The sequence below is a fragment of the Marinobacter adhaerens HP15 genome (genome assembly GCF_000166295.1).
In the GTDB taxonomy this organism is placed as follows: domain Bacteria; phylum Pseudomonadota; class Gammaproteobacteria; order Pseudomonadales; family Oleiphilaceae; genus Marinobacter; species Marinobacter adhaerens.
In genome coordinates, this window is sequence record NC_017506.1 from 48,865 (window position 1) to 64,109 (window position 15,245).

The 15,245-nt window shown below is 50.3% G+C and carries 15 protein-coding genes; all 15 read left to right on the plus strand.

From position 1 onward, the window contains the following. Positions 1–37: 37 nt before the first annotated feature. The 15 genes from HP15_RS22970 (at position 38) to folE (ending at position 15,204) form a co-directional block, all read left to right on the plus strand. Positions 38–736, plus strand: a complete 699-nt coding sequence (locus tag HP15_RS22970; RefSeq protein ID WP_014575675.1) for a TetR/AcrR family transcriptional regulator — start codon at positions 38–40, stop codon at positions 734–736. Positions 737–1,140: 404 nt separating this feature from the next. Continuing rightward, entirely contained in the window at positions 1,141–2,217 is a 1,077-nt protein-coding gene (locus HP15_RS00235) for an amidohydrolase family protein (RefSeq protein ID WP_014575677.1), read from the plus strand. Further along, on the plus strand, positions 2,217–3,083 hold the full coding sequence (locus HP15_RS00240; RefSeq protein ID WP_014575678.1) for a fumarylacetoacetate hydrolase family protein: 867 nt from the start codon (positions 2,217–2,219) through the stop codon (positions 3,081–3,083). Before HP15_RS00235 ends, HP15_RS00240 begins: the two co-directional genes overlap by 1 nt. Beyond that, positions 3,080–3,985, plus strand: coding sequence for a 3-hydroxyacyl-CoA dehydrogenase (locus tag HP15_RS00245; protein WP_014575679.1), 906 nt, complete (start codon positions 3,080–3,082; stop codon positions 3,983–3,985). The genes HP15_RS00240 and HP15_RS00245 overlap by 4 nt, the downstream gene beginning before the upstream one ends. Beyond that, complete coding sequence (locus tag HP15_RS00250; RefSeq protein ID WP_014575680.1) at positions 3,982–5,157, plus strand: thiolase family protein; 1,176 nt, start codon at positions 3,982–3,984, stop codon at positions 5,155–5,157. Before HP15_RS00245 ends, HP15_RS00250 begins: the two co-directional genes overlap by 4 nt. A 29-nt stretch (positions 5,158–5,186) precedes the next feature. Continuing rightward, positions 5,187–5,690: a carboxymuconolactone decarboxylase family protein gene (locus tag HP15_RS22175; RefSeq protein ID WP_041644834.1), complete on the plus strand. Its 504-nt coding sequence runs from the start codon at positions 5,187–5,189 to the stop codon at positions 5,688–5,690. 9 nt (positions 5,691–5,699) lie between these two features. Then, positions 5,700–6,242, plus strand: a complete 543-nt coding sequence (locus HP15_RS22180; protein ID WP_041644836.1) for a glutathione peroxidase — start codon at positions 5,700–5,702, stop codon at positions 6,240–6,242. 105 nt (positions 6,243–6,347) lie between these two features. Further along, the gene (locus HP15_RS00265; protein WP_014575682.1) at positions 6,348–7,622 is read left to right on the plus strand and encodes a cytochrome P450; all 1,275 of its coding nucleotides are present in this window, start codon (positions 6,348–6,350) and stop codon (positions 7,620–7,622) included. A 388-nt stretch (positions 7,623–8,010) separates the two neighbouring features. Continuing rightward, entirely contained in the window at positions 8,011–9,318 is a 1,308-nt protein-coding gene (locus HP15_RS00270) for an amidohydrolase family protein (protein ID WP_014575683.1), read from the plus strand. 109 nt (positions 9,319–9,427) lie between these two features. Continuing rightward, complete coding sequence (locus HP15_RS00275) at positions 9,428–10,579, plus strand: acyl-CoA dehydrogenase family protein (RefSeq protein WP_014575684.1); 1,152 nt, start codon at positions 9,428–9,430, stop codon at positions 10,577–10,579. Beyond that, positions 10,579–11,637 (plus strand): acyl-CoA dehydrogenase family protein, encoded by a 1,059-nt coding sequence (locus tag HP15_RS00280; protein WP_014575685.1) that lies wholly within the window; start codon positions 10,579–10,581, stop codon positions 11,635–11,637. The genes HP15_RS00275 and HP15_RS00280 overlap by 1 nt, the downstream gene beginning before the upstream one ends. Positions 11,638–11,647: 10 nt before the next feature. Further along, positions 11,648–12,448, plus strand: coding sequence for a crotonase/enoyl-CoA hydratase family protein (locus HP15_RS00285; protein WP_014575686.1), 801 nt, complete (start codon positions 11,648–11,650; stop codon positions 12,446–12,448). Between the two features lie 24 nt (positions 12,449–12,472). Continuing rightward, complete coding sequence (locus tag HP15_RS00290) at positions 12,473–13,597, plus strand: acyl-CoA dehydrogenase family protein (protein ID WP_014575687.1); 1,125 nt, start codon at positions 12,473–12,475, stop codon at positions 13,595–13,597. A 32-nt stretch (positions 13,598–13,629) separates the two neighbouring features. Further along, positions 13,630–14,529: a cache domain-containing protein gene (locus HP15_RS00295; protein WP_014575688.1), complete on the plus strand. Its 900-nt coding sequence runs from the start codon at positions 13,630–13,632 to the stop codon at positions 14,527–14,529. Positions 14,530–14,574: 45 nt separating this feature from the next. Further along, positions 14,575–15,204, plus strand: a complete 630-nt coding sequence (gene folE, locus HP15_RS00300; protein WP_014575689.1) for a GTP cyclohydrolase I FolE — start codon at positions 14,575–14,577, stop codon at positions 15,202–15,204. Positions 15,205–15,245: the final 41 nt, after the last annotated feature.

Below are 15,245 nucleotides of genomic sequence, written 5' to 3' on the forward strand. Positions count from 1 at the left end.
ACATAGCGTCCATCTTATTGTGCTGGAGTGATTCGTGATGGACCAAGAGCGTCAAAACTCGGAATCTCTGCAATCGAGAGAAAGTGCTGAGCAACAGAGTGTAAGGGCCCGAAAGGGCAGTAGTAAGCCTAGAGGCGGTCGTTCAGTGAAGCCGAATCGACGCTCCGAGGAAACCATAAGCAGCATTCTAGACGCAACAGAGCAAGTCGTTCTTCGTTCTGGTGCAGATCGGATTTCGATTTTAGATGTGTGCAAGTTAGCGGGGATATCTCGGGGAACCTTTTACCGATACTTCTCCTCCCAAGAAGATTTGCTTGATACCTTTTCTCGGCACAAGCGCGATAATTTCCATCGTGTACTCATGGAAACAGTTGGTACAGTAGAAGATCCCGAGGCTCGTCTCGAAGGCCTGATTGCGTTTATTGATGACTACCTGACGGAAAGTCGGGCGAGGCGTTTGTTGGTAGTGGCGCCCGACTACGCACTGAGCTTTTTCCGGCGGATTTTTCACGATTCTATATTGCGGTTCCAGGACGCCCTAGAGATTGTCTTTGATGATTGGGATGAGCGCTTGGGTGTGAAGTTGGATCGTGAGTTGGTGTGCGAGCTGATTATCCGCTACGTTCTGAGCGAGATTCTTGTTCCGGAAGATGGCGGTCGGCGCCTTCTGCCAGCAAGAGTAAAGCGCCTGGTGGCGTCTTTGACGATGGGGTCGACAGCCCGAACTCGGCGGTAAGAGAGTGGTCAACCGAGTGGTTGCCATGGTTTAAGTTAGTCTTTTTTTCAATTTCTGTTTTTTCCTTTCTTATGATGATCGCCCCGAAATTCGGGGCGAGCTATCCTTCTGATTTATCAAGAAATAAATTTTTCCTGCTTTTGGCCTTCGTGCACATTTATATGCCTGTTCTGGGCTAAATCTCTCCTCTCGCCAATAACCGCCCTGTTTTTTTCTTCCTTAAAGTGGCTTATTAACAGTTAGTTACGTGATTTTTGAGGGGAGGACTGTATGTCCTGGTTTCCACAGTGCTTCTGGCAAACAAAAAATTGAACAGATTTTGTGTTTGTGGTTAACTTTGGTTTAAGCTATTAACGAACGAAGCGAAAACACGAGTTAACTAGAACAACATAGAGGCCTTGACCATGCTTATTGATCTCCATGCGCACGCACCACATCCCGACTATTACGACCAACACCCCCATTGGGGGCCCGCTTTTGAGCTGCAGTCTGATGGCGATATCAAGCTGCGTGTGGGTCACTGGGTTCTGAGCTTGGGTGCTCCCGAGCGGAAACAGGCACTGCGCGAGGCGCACGCCCGAGGAGAGACTTTGGATGTTCAGGAGTACATGGCCAAATGGCGTGATCCAGAGCATCGTTTGGCGTCTATGGATGCTGCTGGCCAGAATGCTCAGGTTTTATCCGTGCCGAGCCACTGCTATATGTACTGGGCCGAACCGGAATTCGGTGTTCCTTTCGCAAAAAAAGTGAATGATTCCCTCGCCGAATATTGTTCTGCAGCGCCAGATCGACTGATGTTTTGGGCCCATGCACCTCTCAATGTTCCCAAGGAAGCGGCCAAAGAGATTAGGCGAGCCTGCACCGAATTGGGTGCTAAGGGGCTTGTTGCCGGCGGTTCCAATTTTGGAGGTCTGGAATTTGACTCGCCCGAGATGGATCCGGTCTGGGAGGCGTTGTGTGATCTGGATTTGCCCATGTTTGTGCACGGCTACAATCAGTCTGTTACCTGGGGTGAAGAGGCAAATACAGACCGTTATGAAACTACCGCTATTGTTGGTATGAATTACGATGAGTCGAAGTGTTTTTGGTACATGATTAACGGGGGCGTATTCGACCGATTCCCGAATCTAAAGGTATACATCACCCACGGTGGTGGTTTCGTTCCATATCAGCTTGGCCGGATGGCACAGACCAACCCCAACTTGGACACCTACCATAACAAGAAGCCTTTTCTTGAATACCTGAAGAACTTCTATTTTGACGTTGAGCTTCATGAAGTACCGATGAGGCAGGCAATGGTCGAAGTGATTGGGGCTGATAGGGTTCTCTACGGATCCAACTTCGGTGGCAGCGATGCCGTTCGTCATGATTTGACTGATGATTTAAAGCTCTCACAGGAAGATCTGGACAAAATTCGCTGGAAAAACGCTTGTGATCTACTGCATCTGGACCCCAACAAGTTGGGTAAGGTTAGGGGCTAATGAAGCTTGCGCGATTTTCTTATAAGGGTTCGGTTCCCGCGTGGGGTGTGGTTGATCTCGAGCATCAGGAGATCAATCCCATCAAAGAGCGATTCGAGGACTGGGCGCCCCTGGTGACGGCAGGAGCGGGGATCAGTGCGGTGTCTTTTTCGTCAGGCCCTTTGGCTATTAAAGAGGTCACCCTTTTGCCTCCAATTGAGCCGGTCAATCGGGTCGTAGTGGCGGGCGCCAATTACCTGAAACACCTGAAGGACGACTTTTCACTGGAGCCGCCGAAGCAACCAATCGCATTCTTGAAAGCATACGGGGCTTTGATTGGCGCGGATGATCCGATCCGGTTTCCACCTCTGACCGAGGAGCTGGACTATGAGGTTGAGCTAGTCGTGGTTATCGGAAGCAAAGAGGTCGATACCACGAAGCCGTACGATTCGGTTTTGGGGTATACCGTTGGAAATGATGTGAGCGCCAGAGACCTTCAACGCAGTGGCCCTAAGGGCATTGGCATGGATCTTTTTGCTGCCAAGAGTCAGGACAAAACTACTGGTTTAGGGCCGTGGATCGTAACTCGTGATGAGTTCCCGGAAGGTATGCCTGCCTTACGCTTGACCCTGTCAGTCAATGGTGAGGTTCGTCAGGACGGCAATACGTCAGAAATGACCTGGACGGTAGCTGAGCTGATTACTTTCGTGCATGAGAGGTCCAGTTTTGCCTGTGGCGATGTTCTGTTTACAGGATCGCCGGCAGGAGTCGGAATGGCGACAGGGCGGTTCTTGAATCCGGGAGACGTCGTTGAGGCTTCCGTTGAAGGAGTTGGAACCTTACGAAATGTTGTTGGTGAAAGATCTAATAAGAGGCTTGGAAAATGAACGGCAACAATAAAGTTAAAGTCGTTATCGTGGGTGCAGGTCTTATGGGAACCGGTATTGCACATGCTTTTGCAATCGCAGGGTTTCAAACCGTACTTGTAGACATCAGTGCGGAATCACTTGATAAAGCGTATAGCAATGTTTCAGAAATACTGAAAACCGGTGTAAAGCTCGGAAAAATCAGTGAGCTGGAAGCAGAGAACGCATTGGGTTCGTTGAACTTGGAAAGGAACCTTTCTGTCGGGGCTAAGAACGCAGACTGGGTGATCGAGACGGTTTCAGAAAACCTGGAAGCAAAAAAAGCCGTTGTTCGTACGGCAAAGGAAGTTATGGCCGAAGGCGGCATTATCGCAACCAATACATCTGCGTTGAGTGTGACTGAGATAGGTGCCGCTCTTCCGGATCCCGATCGATTTGTTGGCATGCATTTCTTTAACCCGGTTCACAAGATGAAGCTGGTGGAACTGGTGCGTGGACATGCGACGACAGACGAAACCATCGCCAGAACACGAGATCTGTGTGAGGCCATCGGAAAGACTTCGATTGTTGTCAACGAATCGCCTGGACTAACAACGAGTCGTATGTCCGCTCTTCTTGGTAACGAAGCCATGTACATGCTTCAGGAAGGTACCGCTTCTGCGGAAGACATCGACACGGCATTGCGAATGGGGTTCAACCATCCGATGGGACCGCTGGAGTTGGGGGACCTTACGGGGTGGGATACCAGGCTGTCGGTTTTAAAATACCTTCACTCTACGCTTGGTGAAAAATTCCGGCCATGTCCCCTCATCATAAAGATGGTTGCTGCGGGACACTTCGGTCGCAAGGCCGGGCAAGGTGTATATAAGTATGAAGATGGAAAGCGTGTTCCCGGCTCTGGTCTTGAGGTGAAGGTGTCATGAAAGACGTTGTGATCGTTGATGCTGTCCGGACTCCGGTCGGCCGTTTTAGAGGTAGCCTGGCAGGTGTTCGTGCAGACCATCTCGGAGCTCTAGTCTTGAATGAGCTTTTGTATCGAAATGGCTTGGCTGCGGAATCCATTGACGACGTGGTATTTGGTTGCGTCACCCAAATAGGCGAGCAATCCGCAAATATTGCGCGCACTTCACTCCTGGGCGCCGGCTGGCCAACCTCTGTGCCGGGACTAACTATCGATCGAAAGTGTGGGTCAGGAGAGGCGGCCGTGCACTGTGCGTTTGGTGCAATTGCCGCAGGTTCGGCTGAAATCGTGGTGGCCGGCGGTGCGGAAAATATGAGCAGAGTGCCCATGGGGAGTAATCGAGATCTCCATGGTGAAGCGTTCGGTCACCTGGTTTCAGATCGCTATGAAATGACTTCGCAAGGTGAGGCAGCTGAGCGGGTTGCCGAAAAATGGAATCTTGATCGAGAGCAGCTGGACGCATTTGCACTAGAAAGTCATCGGCGTGCGGCGGTTGCTGCAGATTCGGGCTATTTCAAAAGCGAAATTGTACCAGTGCCTGTTGCGGACTATCGCGAAAATGGGGCCGAAAAAGTCGAGGGTAAATTTGCGGCGGATGAGACCATACGGAGAGACACTTCTCTCGAAAAGCTAGCAACATTGAAAACTAGTTTCAGAAAAGAGAATGGTCGAATCACCGCCGGGAACTCGTCACAGATTTCTGATGGTTGTTCGGCCTTGCTGCTCATGTCATCAGATGTTGCGCGAAATCTTGGTCTCAAGCCGAAAGCCAGAATTCGGGCGGTGACCACAGTGGGAGCAGATCCTACGTTAATGTTAACCGGCCCTATTGGTGCCACTCGTAAAGTCCTCGCGAAAGCGGGGCTTGAGTTAGATGAGATTGATTTGTTCGAAATCAACGAAGCATTCGCTTCAGTACCGCTGGCCTGGATGAAAGAGGTTGGCGCCGACCCCGAACGATTGAATGTTAATGGCGGTGCTATTGCATTGGGCCATCCCTTGGGTGCTAGCGGCGCTCGCATCATGACGTCGATGCTGAATGAGTTGGAGCGACGTCGTGGCCGTTATGCGCTGCAGGCAATCTGCTGCGCCGGTGGAATGGGAACGGCGACTATTATCGAGCGTATAGACTGAACTTTGGGTTGCCAGGTCAAGGAGCTTGCATGAGTCATATTCCGCCAGTGTCTGTTGCTGATATGCCAGAAAGCCTGAGCAACCTAGTGGAGAAAGGATTGAATTCCGGGATGCTGAGCTCGTCGATACCCGTTCAAGTCTGGGCTCATCGTCCTGCTATTGCTCTATGTTGGCTTGAATTGCTGGAGCAGTTCCATGCGAATAGCCTGTTAGGGGATCGATTGAAGGAACTGGTTCGACTCAAGATCGCAAGCATCACGCAATGCCAGGCTTGTCAGTTAGCGAGAAAATCAGATGCGGTTACCGAACGGGATATAGCTTGTCTTGATAATGGCAGTGATCAATTCACGTTGCCGGAACAGGCTGCTCTGAATTTTGCAGAACTTTTTGCCTCGGATTACCTAGAAATTGATGCGGGAGTTTTCGAGGCATTGAGTGCCCATTTCAGCACTGAAGAAATTGTGGAGTTGAATATGTTCTGTGCATTGATGCTTGCGGGCGGCCGAATGACATATGTTCAGAAGGCTTATTGAGGTGCTTTGATGTCTGCTTTGCTAGGAACTATCCCGCTATATCGAATTGATGGGAGTGAATCGCGGCTTTTCGATCATGGGGCCAAGGCCTACCTCGTGGTGAATGTTGCGTCGAAATGCGGGTTGACTCCGCAATATAGGGCTCTGGAGGCACTTTACCGTGAATGGGCAGCAAAGGGGCTGATCGTCTTAGGGTTTCCCTCTAATGACTTCCATGGCCAGGAGCCGGGGAGCAATGAGGGTATTGCCAAATTCTGCTCAACACAATACGACGTTACTTTTCCCCTTTTTTCAAAGATCAAGGTGAGCGGTGCGCTCAAGCATCCTCTGTACAGTGCTTTGGTTGAGGCCGCCCCAGAAGTAATAGGTGATGGTCCCTTTAGAGAAAAGCTTCGCAGTTTTGGAGTCGAACCTAATTCGCCTCCAGAGGTGCAGTGGAACTTTGAAAAGTTCCTTGTTAGTGGCAAAGGGGAAGTGGTTGCCCGCTTTGCTCCAGATGTTGAGGTAGGTGATGAAAGGTTCTTAAGCGCCTTGAGAACATGCTTGCTATGACCTTTATTTGAGCATAAGTTTAGAAAAGGTCTAAATTTTATGGCACCTCATCGCCGAGGCTTTATGGCAGCGGTTTTATACGGAAAACAATAACGGGAGTTGAACATGTCTGAATTGTCCAAGAATGAACTTGAAAACGTCTTCGAAGACGTGGCGAGCAACTACCGTGGAGCTGATATCGATCTGCATGCGGCCTATGCTCAGATGCGCAAAGAGAGCCCGGTTCTTCCTGAAAACTTTATGGAAAAGCTCGGTGTGCCGTCTATCGCAGGCGTCGATCCTGATCGGCCGTGTTACACGCTCTTCAAATATGATGATGTCATGCGCGTCATGCGCGATAGCACTCTGTTCACCAGCGGTTTTATCGCGGAGGGGCTCGGCGCATTCTTTGATGGTTTGATACTCACGGCCATGGATGGTGAAGAGCACAAGAAAATGAGAAATTTGCTTCAGCCAGTCTTTATGCCAGATACGGTAAATCGCTGGAAAGCGGATCGCATAGATCGGGTTATCCGCGAAGAATTTCTGGAGCCAATGGTAGCCGATAAACAAGCAGACCTTATGGACTTTGCCTTGTATTTTCCAATCCGCGTCATCTACTCGCTTATTGGTTTTCCAGAGGATAGGCCCGAAGAAATCAAGCAGTATGCCGCTTGGGCTCTAGCGATTCTTAAAGGCCCGCAGGTGGATCCCGCTAAGGCGGAAGCCGCCAAGAAGGAGGCTATGGAGGCGGTGCAGGCGCTGTATGGTGCCATAAGAGAAGTGGTTGAACAGCGGCGAGCTGAAGGCGGGGAGGGCGACGATCTTATCAGTCGTCTTATTGTCGCCGAATATGAAGGAGAGTCGCTGGATGACCATCAGATTACGACGTTTGTTCGTTCGCTCCTGCCCGCAGCGGGAGAGACCACTACGCGGACCTTCGGCACTTTAATGACCCTGCTGCTCGAAAGGCCTGAATTACTGGCCAGAATCCGTGAGGATAGAAGTCTCGTCAATAAGGCAATTGACGAGGCAGTGCGGTTTGAGCCTGTTGCGACGTTCAAAGTTCGCCAGGCAGCGCAAGACACCGAGATTCGTGGTGTACAGGTGCCAAAAGGTGCGATGGTTTCTTGCATCGTGAGTTCGGCCAACAGGGACGAAGATGCATTCGAAGATGCTGACACTTTCAACATTGATCGGCGACAAAAGCCATCCTTCGGCTTCGGATTCGGTCCTCATATGTGTATTGGTCAATTTGTAGCAAAAACAGAGATCAATTGCGCCGTCAACGCTATTCTAGACCTCATGCCTAACATACGATTGGATCCCTCCAAGCCGGCACCAGAAATCACTGGAGCTCAACTAAGGGGGCCGCACAGTCTGCCTGTCGTTTGGGATTAACTGGTTTGGTAAGAGCCGCTGTTCCGTTATACCGGGCGCCTACCGGTGAAGCGGTAACTATTCAAATTTTGCTCTAAGCTTTGCTGGTAAGCGGAAAGTCGGGCCTCTCGTCCGGCTTTCCGTTCCCGCCCCCACCCCCGAGATTCCAGATTTCTTCCCCATTCTAGTGCGCCGCCCCTTAACACGGCGTTGTCCTATCGATCTCAGCATTGCCCAGGTTTGCCTGATCACAGGCATCTTGACGCCTGAGAAATTTCTTATTTGATGATCTATCGTGAGTCTTAAGTCGTAATAGTTGCACAGAAACAAAAAAACTGTTTAATTTGCTTTGTGTGTGACCTATACTGGAAAGACAATCACAAATCGCGAAAAGCGAAGGGGACCCATCATGAAACTTGAAGATCTGATTCTCGTTAGTGTGGACGACCATGCGATCGAGCCACCCAATGCCTTCAAACACCACATGCCCGAGAAGTTCAAAGGACGCGAGCCGCATGTTGAGAAGCGTGGAGATCGAGACGTTTGGGTGTTCGAGGAAGAAGCGACGGGCTATATGGGGCTCAATTCAGTTGTGGGCCGCCCGAAGGAAGAGTACGGCATGGAGCCGCTTGGTTACGATCAGATGCGTCGCGGTACCTGGGATGTTAAAGCCCGAGTCGATGATATGAACGCGAATGGTGTCGTTGGATCTCTTTGCTTCCCGACCTTTCCGGGATTTGCCGGCCAACGTTTTCAGAATCATCCAAATCGCGAAATCGCGTTGGCTGCTATCCAAGCATACAACGACTGGCATCTGTATGACTGGTGCAATGCGGCCCCGGGGCGTTTTATTCCCCTGATGCTGGTTCCATTTTGGGATATGAAGGCTGCAGTAGCAGAAGTGAAAAGGCTTGCCAAGCAGGGTGTGCATGCGTTGTCGTTTTCTGACAATCCCGCTCGCCTTGGTTATCCGTCGATTCACGATGAATATTGGGACCCGCTTTGGAAAGCCTGTGAGGACAACAATGTCGTAATTTGTTGTCACATTGGTTCTGGCGGGAAAGCCGAGCATGCGTCCGACCTTTCTCCCATTGATGCGTGGATTACTACGATGCCGATTTCCATTGCCAACGCTGCAGCGGATTGGATTTGGGCGCCCATGTGGAAGAAGTACCCGAATCTTCGGATGGCTTTGTCAGAGGGAAGTATTGGTTGGGTGCCTTATCTCCTGGAGCGTGCTGATTTCACGCATCGCCATCACCATGCCTGGACCAATGCGGATTTCGGCGGAAAAATGCCAAGTGATATTTTCTTCAAGCATTTCATTACTTGCTTCATTGAGGACAAGTTCGGACTCCAGAATCTCGATTTCATGAACGAGGACATGGTGACTTGGGAAAGTGATTACCCTCACTCGGATTGCACATGGCCTCATTCCCCTGAAACAACTTGGGACCACCTTAAAGGTCTGACAGATGAGCAGATCAATAAGGTTACGCACCTGAACGCCATGCGTGAGTTCTCTTATGATCCGTTCTCGGTTCTTGGTCGCGAGAATTGCACGGTGGGAGCTCTGCGAGCTCAGGCCACTCATGTGAGCACTGAGCCTGCGCTTGGGCTCGGAGGGGCTGAGGTAACCAGAAAAGATGGCAAGCCTGTCACCTCTGGTGACATCACCTCAATGTTCGAAAAGGCGGATGCCAAGACCGCTATCTAAATCTGCCAGCTAGTAACGCCTCCTCTACTCCACTTTTATGGAGAGGGGAGGCTCCTTACATCTGATGCAAACGGAGCTGTTCCGGTTAGCTAGCTAAGGACGCCTTACAATGAGTATTTCCCAATTTCGCCAGAGTTCTATTCCCCAAGAGGCCGAGCTGCTCCGGTCAGAAGTTCAATCCTTTTTAAAGAGCGAGCTTACTGACTACCCGCTGTCAGACAGGGCCCATTCCTGGATGGGATTTGATGCGGAGTTTAGCCGCAAGTTGGGTGCTAAAGGCTGGTTGGGTATGTCTTTGCCCATTCAGTATGGCGGGGCGGAAGCTTCACCATTCGCACGGTATGTCGTTATTGAAGAGCTTTTGGCCGCAGGTGCTCCTGTGTCGGCTCACTGGATCGCGGATAGACAAAGCGGGCCCTTAATTCAGCGCTTCGGCACGGCAGAACAGAAAGAAAAATTCCTGCCCTCGATCTGTAAGGGGGAAAGTTTCTTCTGTATTGGAATGAGCGAGCCAGATTCGGGCTCGGATTTGGCTTCCATCAAGACCAATGCAAAAAGAACCGACAATGGGTGGGTGTTGAATGGACAGAAGGTCTGGACGACCAATGCACATTTATCACACTACATGATAGCGCTGGTCAGAACTGGTGATCGAGAGGAAACAGGGCGTCATGGCGGAATGTCCCAATTCATTATCGACCTAAGTCTTCCAGGGGTAACTGTGCGCGCTATCCCCGATTTGACCGGAGGTGAACATTTCAATGAGGTGTTCTTCGACAACGTAGCGTTAGAAAAGGACGCTCTAATCGGTGAGGAGGGTGCGGGATGGCAGCAAGTGACTGCTGAGCTCGCCTTCGAGCGAAGTGGTCCGGAGCGCTTCCTCAGTAGTATTGCGCTGGTTTACGCCGCCCTTGATGTAATCGGAACCAATCCTGATGCGCTGCAATCGCGGGATATCGGAAGAATTACTGCTCGGCTTTTAACGCTTCGAGACATGTCTCTATCTGTGACTCAACAGCTAAGTGACGGAGAGAATCCGGCTTGGGCCGCCTCGTGCGTCAAAGACCTCGGTAATGCCTTCGAGCAAGAGATTCCCGAGATACTTCAGCTTTTAATTGAACAGCAGCCGCAGATAGATGGTGGCTCAGAGTATTCAAGGGTGCTTGCGTACTTGACGCAAATGGCACCGTCTTTCTCATTGCGCGGGGGAACCCGTGAAATTCTTCGCGGAATCATCGCACGTGGTTTGGGGCTTCGATAATGCGTGAGCTATTTGAATCTACTATTGAAAGGCTACTGGGCGATCTCTCAACAACTGAATGCATTCGGAGTGCAGAATCGGGCGGCTGGGCTGGTGGAGTCTGGGAGGCGCTTGAGGAGAACGGATTCACGTTGGCCAGCGTGTCTGAGGACAATGGCGGTGTCGGGGCTGGTTGGGGAGACCTTTTCGTGGTTGCTCGTGCGGCTGGAAGGCATATGGCGCCCGTTCCTTTGGTCGAAATGCTGCTCGCAAACTGGCTCTTGGAGTTGGCTGGACTGGAGGCCAAGGGCGGTGTTCTGACAGTTGCTCCAGAAGGAATGCTTGAGCGCACGGGAAATCTCATTTCGGGAGATTTGAGACAAGTGCCTTGGGGAAGGCATTCGCATGCGGTGGTCGCTCTGCTAAGTGAGGGTGAAAGGTCGAGCGTTGTTCTATTGCAAACGGCAGACGCGTCTGCAGTCACCAAAAGCAATAATGTCGCCGGTGAACCGAGAGATACGTTGACATTCACCTCTGTTTCGCCACTGGCAGTTGGTGAGCTTCCGGACGGGGTTGGCAATTCTTCATTGCAGCTCGGCGGCGCCATGTTGCGTTCTGCACAAATGGCCGGAGCGATGTCAAAGGCCATGGAGTTGTCATCAAATTATGCGGCGGAACGGAAGCAGTTTGGCCGACCTATCGCGAAGTTTCAGGCTATACAGCAGCAGCTAGCGATTATGGCTGAGCAGACTGCTGCAGCCAGTGTCGCATCGGAGTCTGCGTTTTCGGCTTCGGACTCTCAGCTGAATGCATTTCGGATAGCGGCCGCAAAGATTGCTACTTCTGATGGGGCGAGCGAAGCAGCTCGTATTGCGCATTCGGTTCATGGTGCGATCGGATTTACTCAGGAGTACGAACTGCAGTTGTTGACCCGACGTCTCTGGTCGTGGAGAGGCGAGTTCGGAAGCTCTACGTTCTGGAGCAAGGTATTGGGTGAACATATCTGCGCATCTGGGTCGAGGAATTTCTGGGCAGCGATCACGCATTCCCATCTTCAAGAATTAAAGCTTTCAAGGTAGAGGCATTGCCATGACAAAGTTTTTGAACGTCGAACGTCTCGGTAATGTCGCTGTGGTCCGGATGAACAGTCCTGAGACCCATAACGCTCTCACTACCGAAAGTCAGATAAACGAAATTGTTGATCTTTGCGCGGAGGTCAAGGCTGACAAAAGCATCAGGGCGATGGTTCTTACCGGCACGGGAAAAGCGTTTTGCGCTGGTGGAAACATCAAAGATATGCAGAAGAGGCAGGGTATTTTCGCTGGCTCGCCCTATGATCTGCGAGATGTGTACCGCAATGGAATCCAAAAAATTCCACTTTGTCTTTACGAACTCGACATTCCCGTAATTGCAGCCGTGAACGGCCATGCCATCGGCGCTGGGCTTGATTTGGCATGCATGTGTGACATTCGTATAGCGAGTAACAACGCCAAGTTTGCAGAGAGCTTTGTGAAGCTGGGTATTGTTCCTGGTGACGGAGGTGCGTGGCTGTTACCGCGGATTGTCGGTATACCCAAGGCCAGTCTGATGGCATTTACCGGTGAGACAATCGGTGCTGAACAAGCCTTGAGCTGGGGGCTAGTGGAGCAGGTTTGTGCTCCAGATGAGCTGGATGCCGAGGCCCTGGGGCTTGCACAGCGTATCGCCGAAAATCCTGGGCACGCGCTCCGGTTATGTAAGCGGCTCCTGCGTGAGGGCCAGCACATGCGTCTGGACTCGCTGCTGGAACTATCCGCAGCCTACCAGTCGCTGGCACATCATACCCAAGATCATCAAGAGGCAGTTGATTCGTTTGTTGAAAAACGAAAGCCCAATTTTCTCGACAAATAATTTCTAGAACGGAGATACATTTTAATGCGTACCGTGTTCCGTGAAGATCACAATATGTTTAGAGAGCAAGCTCGCCGTTTCATCGAACGGGAGATTTGCCCGCACCTTGAAGAATGGGAAAAAAGTGGGATTGTTCCCAAGGAAATTTGGAGGAAGGCCGGCGAGATGGGCTTGCTCTGCTCAACTGTACCGGAAGAATACGGCGGAGCTGGTGGAGATTTCGGGCACTCTGCGGTGATGATTGAAGAGCTTGCAAGAGTAAATGCAACCGCTATTGGATTTACTACCCACTCAGAAATTGTAGCTCCCTATATCGTCGCTTACGGGACCGAGGAACAAAAGCAGAAGTGGCTTCCCAGAATGGTCAGTGGCGAAATTATCGGCGTCATTGCCATGAGCGAACCAGGTATTGGTAGTGATCTGAGATCGATGCGCACTCAGTTACGTCGTGATGGTGATCAATACATCATTTCAGGTCAGAAAACATTTATCACTAATGGCGGGAATGCAGACTTGGTTGTGACAGCAACCAAAGTGGACCCTGCAAGCAAGGATCTGACTCTAGTTTGCGTTGAAACCGACCGTGACGGGTTTGCGAAAGGCCGGTTGCTGGACAAGATTGGTCTAAAGGGGCAGGACACGGCGGAGTTGTTTTTTGATGATGTGCGTGTGCCAGTCTCAAACCGTCTTGGAGAGGAGAATGAAGGTTTTGGCTACCTAACACATCAGTTGGCTTGGGAACGGCTGATTATTGCCATTCGGGCAGCAGAGTCTATCGATAGCTTTTTGGATATGACTATCGGTTACACCAAAGAGCGCAAAGTGTTTGGAAAGACAGTGTTCGATTTTCAGAACACACGCTTCAAATTGGCCGAAATCAAGGCCCAAGCCACAATGCTGAGGGTCTTTGTTGATAACTGCTTGGAGCGTGTAATGAACAATGACCTTCCGGCAGATGTGGCTGCCATGGCAAAACTCATGGGTTCGGAGCTCCAGGGCAAACTGCTCGACGAAATGCTCCAGCTGCACGGCGGTTACGGGTTCATGAGTGAGTACCGAATTGGCCAAGCATGGATTGATGCTCGCGTGGCGCGCATTTATGGCGGGACTTCGGAAATAATGAAAGAAATTATCAGCCGAAAGCTCTAAACGATGTTTTCGAATCGGTGCAGGTGACTGACATGATGCACAAGGTTATTGAGGCAGTAACGATCAAGTTGGATGTCATTCTAAAAGTGATTTCCTTACAAATGTTGCTCGTAGCCTGTGCATTTGGGCAGGGGCTGCCGGCAGATGTTGACGGACAGGATGCTAAACGAGCAAAAGCGCTATTAAATAAGGCTGTGTCCTACTATCAAGAAGCGGGCGATGCCTCACTGGCTGCCATCAGCAGGCAAGGCCAATTTACGGATGATGAGCTGTACGTATACGTTGTCAATACGGAAGGTACGATGCTCGCAAGCGGCGGGCCCTCAGCAACCTTGATTGGCCGGGATGTTTCTCAAGCACTAGGCGAATCGCTGAGAACAGAGTTTCGGCAGGCGCTCGATCGTCCCGAGACTGGTAAGATATATCACGCTACTTATCGGTGGCAGAATTGGTCTAGTGGCCGCTATGAAAAGAAAAGTGTTTTCTACACGCGTGTTGACGATAAGGTCTTTGCAGTTGGCTATTACGTTCCTCGGTCGAATGAAAAACAAGCAAAAGAACTGTTGAATCGGGTTGTTCAATCAATCAATGAAAATCCAGAAGAAACCATTGAAAAAATAAATGGTTTGTCTCCCGAGTTTCTCCAAGATGATTTGTATGCCTTTGTTATTGATCGCGATTCAGAGCGATTTGTTGCTCACGGATATAATCGTCGATTGGTGGGAAGTGACTTCAATAAGATTCGGTCGACAGATAAAAAGCCTATCGGGAAAAGCATTTTGGAAATGGCAGAAGCGAACAATAGTGGGAAAATGTCGTATTTGTGGCCAAATCCAACGACTAACTCCAATGAGCCAAAAATAACTCTATTCAGAGTTACAGGTAAATATATAGTTGCGGTTGGATACTATTTGAACGCTGATGATCAGTAATGGCTGAATAAACGTTGAAGAATAAATAAAAACCGGTCCGAAATAATGTTTTATTCAGAGATGAAAACTTTGGGTTCCTTGCGAAGCTCGGAGCTGAAAAAAAGAGAAAAAGTCATGAGTCTTGAAAACCTGACCAAACAATATGAAGAAATCCTCATGGGGCTTGATCCCAATCCGTCCCGTAACGGACTAGTCGGCACTCCACAGCGTGCCGCGAAGGCAATGCAGTTTTTGTGTCGAGGTTATGATCAATCTCTGGATGAAGTCGTAAATGGGGCCTTGTTTGAGTCCGATAACGACGAAATGGTTTTGGTTAAAGACATTGAGTTGTACTCCCTGTGTGAGCATCACATGTTGCCTTTTGTGGGCAAAGCCCATGTTGCCTACATCCCTTCCGGCAAGGTTATTGGTTTATCTAAAGTTGCTCGGATTGTTGATATGTTCGCTCGACGCTTGCAGATTCAGGAGAACCTGACCAGGGAAATCGCAGAGGCTTTACAAAGTGTGACTCAGGCAGACGGCGTTGCCGTTGTTATTGAGGCCAGGCACATGTGCATGATGATGCGAGGAGTGGAAAAGCAGAACTCAAAAATGTACAGCTCAGTTATGCTCGGCGCTTTTCGTGAATCAGTAAATACACGGCAAGAGTTTCTCCAGCTCGTCAGCAGAGGGTAGTGAGAGCCCTTTTGGCGTAAATCGTTGTATTCGTTGATCGC

What these genes read in the sequence shown, in the direction of transcription:
- HP15_RS22180 (WP_041644836.1), top strand. Translation starts at nt 5,700, where the DNA reads ATGTCTGCTTTGCTAGGAACTATCCCGCTATATCGAATTGATGGGAGT.
- HP15_RS00290 (WP_014575687.1), top strand. Translation starts at nt 12,473, where the DNA reads ATGCGTACCGTGTTCCGTGAAGATCACAATATGTTTAGAGAGCAAGCT.
- HP15_RS00250 (WP_014575680.1), top strand. Translation starts at nt 3,982, where the DNA reads ATGAAAGACGTTGTGATCGTTGATGCTGTCCGGACTCCGGTCGGCCGT.
- HP15_RS00270 (WP_014575683.1), top strand. Translation starts at nt 8,011, where the DNA reads ATGAAACTTGAAGATCTGATTCTCGTTAGTGTGGACGACCATGCGATC.
- folE (WP_014575689.1), top strand. Translation starts at nt 14,575, where the DNA reads ATGTTTTATTCAGAGATGAAAACTTTGGGTTCCTTGCGAAGCTCGGAG.
- HP15_RS00245 (WP_014575679.1), top strand. Translation starts at nt 3,080, where the DNA reads ATGAACGGCAACAATAAAGTTAAAGTCGTTATCGTGGGTGCAGGTCTT.
- HP15_RS00235 (WP_014575677.1), top strand. Translation starts at nt 1,141, where the DNA reads ATGCTTATTGATCTCCATGCGCACGCACCACATCCCGACTATTACGAC.
- HP15_RS00240 (WP_014575678.1), top strand. Translation starts at nt 2,217, where the DNA reads ATGAAGCTTGCGCGATTTTCTTATAAGGGTTCGGTTCCCGCGTGGGGT.
- HP15_RS00295 (WP_014575688.1), top strand. Translation starts at nt 13,630, where the DNA reads ATGATGCACAAGGTTATTGAGGCAGTAACGATCAAGTTGGATGTCATT.
- HP15_RS22175 (WP_041644834.1), top strand. Translation starts at nt 5,187, where the DNA reads ATGAGTCATATTCCGCCAGTGTCTGTTGCTGATATGCCAGAAAGCCTG.
- HP15_RS22970 (WP_014575675.1), top strand. Translation starts at nt 38, where the DNA reads ATGGACCAAGAGCGTCAAAACTCGGAATCTCTGCAATCGAGAGAAAGT.
- HP15_RS00275 (WP_014575684.1), top strand. Translation starts at nt 9,428, where the DNA reads ATGAGTATTTCCCAATTTCGCCAGAGTTCTATTCCCCAAGAGGCCGAG.
- HP15_RS00285 (WP_014575686.1), top strand. Translation starts at nt 11,648, where the DNA reads ATGACAAAGTTTTTGAACGTCGAACGTCTCGGTAATGTCGCTGTGGTC.
- HP15_RS00280 (WP_014575685.1), top strand. Translation starts at nt 10,579, where the DNA reads ATGCGTGAGCTATTTGAATCTACTATTGAAAGGCTACTGGGCGATCTC.
- HP15_RS00265 (WP_014575682.1), top strand. Translation starts at nt 6,348, where the DNA reads ATGTCTGAATTGTCCAAGAATGAACTTGAAAACGTCTTCGAAGACGTG.